5 protein-coding genes are annotated in these 2658 nt (G+C 63.6%); all 5 read left to right on the top strand.

Annotation, left to right across the window (positions count from 1 at the left end):
* Positions 1-88: 88 nt before the first annotated feature.
* Positions 89-706: a heme ABC exporter ATP-binding protein CcmA gene (gene ccmA, locus ABYW26_RS12995; RefSeq protein ID WP_372605330.1), complete on the top strand. Its 618-nt coding sequence runs from the start codon at positions 89-91 to the stop codon at positions 704-706.
* A complete protein-coding gene (gene ccmB / locus ABYW26_RS12990) occupies positions 703-1359 on the top strand; it encodes a heme exporter protein CcmB (RefSeq protein WP_372605328.1) in 657 nt (218 codons plus the stop codon). Before ccmA ends, ccmB begins: the two co-directional genes overlap by 4 nt.
* A 56-nt stretch (positions 1360-1415) precedes the next feature.
* The gene (locus ABYW26_RS12985) at positions 1416-2147 is read left to right on the top strand and encodes a heme ABC transporter permease (protein ID WP_372605327.1); all 732 of its coding nucleotides are present in this window, start codon (positions 1416-1418) and stop codon (positions 2145-2147) included.
* Entirely contained in the window at positions 2144-2308 is a 165-nt protein-coding gene (gene ccmD / locus ABYW26_RS12980) for a heme exporter protein CcmD (protein WP_372605329.1), read from the top strand. Before ABYW26_RS12985 ends, ccmD begins: the two co-directional genes overlap by 4 nt.
* A partial coding sequence (locus ABYW26_RS12975) for a redoxin family protein (protein ID WP_372605326.1) occupies positions 2295-2658 on the top strand: 364 nt, incomplete at its 3' end. The genes ccmD and ABYW26_RS12975, both read left to right, overlap by 14 nt.

Below are 2658 nucleotides of genomic sequence, written 5' to 3'. Positions count from 1 at the left end.
GAAGGGCGTCGTATCGCCGCGGCGATGCTGCCGGTCTAGCGGCGCATTGCGGCTTTCGTGCCGGGCGGGAATGGGCTAACCCATGATCATGGAAATGCGTGTCAGCGATCTTGCCTGCGCCCGGGGTGGCGTGCCGGTTCTGGACGGGGTCAGCTTTACGCTGGCCGCCGGGCAGGCGCTGTTTCTGCGCGGTCCGAATGGTATCGGCAAGACCACGCTGTTGCGCACCGTCGCCGGATTGCAGCCCGCGCTTGCGGGCCGGGTCGAAGTGCCGCCTGACAGCATCACCTATGCCGCCCATGCCGACGGGTTGAAGGCGACCCTGACCGTGCGCGAGAACCTTGAGTTCTGGTCGCAGATCTTTGGCGGGCCGGGGATCGATGCGGCGCTTGAGGCGTTCAATCTGAACGATCTGGCCGACCGGCACGCCCAGAACCTGTCCGCCGGGCAAAAGCGGCGGTTGGGGCTGGCGCGGATGCTGGTGACGGGGCGGCCGATCTGGATGCTGGACGAGCCGACCGTGTCGCTGGACCGGGACTCGGTCAAGCTGTTCGCCGACGCGGTGCAGGCACATCTGACGCGCGGGGGCGCGGCGCTGATTGCCACCCATATCGACCTTGGGTTTGATGCCGAGGTTCTGGACCTGACCCCGTTCCGCGCCCAGCCACGCGCGGCGGCGGATGATTTCGACGAGGCCTTTCTGTGATTGCCCTGCTGAAACGCGATCTGGCACTGGCGGTGCGGGCCGGGGGAGGCTTTGGGCTGGGGCTGGCGTTCTTTCTGATCGTCACCATTCTGGTGCCGTTCGGCGTTGGACCGGACAGCGGCATCCTGACCACGATCGCGCCGGGCATCCTGTGGGTGGGGGCGCTGCTGGCTTGCCTTTTGTCGCTGGACCGGATTTTCGCACTGGATTTCGAAGACGGCTCGCTGGACCTGTTGGCCACGGCGCCGATCCCGCTGGAGGGCGTGGTGGCGATGAAAGCGGTGGCGCATTGGATCACCACCGGCTTGCCGCTGGTGCTGGCGGCGCCGGTGCTGGGCACGTTGCTGCACCTGCCGGTCCCGGCCTATGGCTGGCTGATGCTCAGCCTTGCGCTTGGCACCCCGGCGCTAAGCATGATCGGCGCGTTCGGCGCGGCGCTGACGGTGGGGTTGAAACGCGGCGGGCTGTTGCTGTCGCTGCTGGTGCTGCCGCTGTATGTGCCGACGCTGATTTTCGGTGCCGAAACCGTCAAACGCGGGGCCGAGGGGCTGGCCACGGCGACCCCCGCTTTGATGCTCGGCGGAATTACGCTTGCCACCTGCGCTTTGCTGCCCTTCGCGGCGGCTGCGGCGCTGAGGGTGAACTTGCGTTAGGCAGATCACGCGCTATTCAGTTGAGCGCAGAATTTTAAGGACGTAAGAACAGGCCCATGGCATCGATCTGGCAATATGCGAACCCGCGAAAGTTCATGGAAACCACCGATAAGGTGCTGCCGGCGCTGACATTTGTCGCGGCGGCAGTGGTGATTGTCGGGCTGGTCTGGGGGTTTTTCTTTACCCCTGATGACTACAAGCAGGGCGCCACGGTCAAGATCATGTTCATCCATGTGCCTGCGGCGCTGATGGCGATCAATGCGTGGATCATGATGCTGGTGGCCTCGCTGATCTGGCTGGTGCGGCGGCACCATGTGTCAGCCCTGGCGGCCCGCGCGGCGGCGCCGATTGGCATGACCATGACGCTGATCGCGCTCTTTACCGGTGCGATCTGGGGCCAGCCGATGTGGGGCACCTATTGGGCATGGGATCCGCGTCTGACCTCGTTTCTGGTGCTGTTCCTGTTCTATATCGGTTATATCGCTTTGTGGGAGGCGATCGAGAACCCCGATGCCGCCGCTGACCTGACCACGGTTCTGTGTATGGTCGGCTCGGTCTTTGCGGTGCTCAGCCGTTACGCCGTCTATTTCTGGAACCAGGGCCTGCATCAGGGCGCGTCGATCTCGATGGACAAGGAAGAGCACGTCGCTGACGTTTATTCCAACCCGCTTTATGTCTGCATGATCGGCTTTGTTCTGTTGTTCATCGTGCTGGTTCTGGCCCGCACCCGCACCGAAATCCGGTCGCGGCGGATCAAATCGCTGCATGCGCGCGAAAGGATGGCCTGATGCCTGATCTGGGAAAATACGCGACCGAAGTGCTGGGGTCTTATGCGGTGACGCTGGGACTGCTGGCAGCGCTGATCGGGATGACCCTGTGGCGCGGGGCGCGGATCAAACGACAATTGCGACAGATAGAAGAGCGGCAGAAACCCAATGGCAAAGCGTAAATTTCCGATCCTGATGCTGCTGCCGCCCGTGCTGTTTGCCGGGCTGGCGGCGCTGTTCTATTTCGGCATGAGCCGCGAGAACCCGAATGAGCTGCCGTCGACCTTTATCTCGAAACCGGCGCCGGGGCTGAATGTCACGCCGTTGGGCGACGGCGCCCCGGTGACCGACGAGGACCTGCGCGCGGCGGGGATCAAGCTGGTGAATTTCTGGGCCTCGTGGTGCGCCCCGTGCCGGGCCGAGCACCCGATGCTTGAAGAAATGGCCGCCTCGGGCGTCACGATCTATGGCATCAACTATAAGGACGAACCGCTTAAGGCGATGGCGTTCCTGAACGAGCTGGGCAATCCTT

This window comes from Actibacterium sp. (assembly GCF_041584535.1).
GTDB lineage: Bacteria > Pseudomonadota > Alphaproteobacteria > Rhodobacterales > Rhodobacteraceae > Actibacterium_D.
Note: the sequence above shows the minus strand (reverse complement) of the source record. Positions and strands in the feature narration are given on the sequence as shown.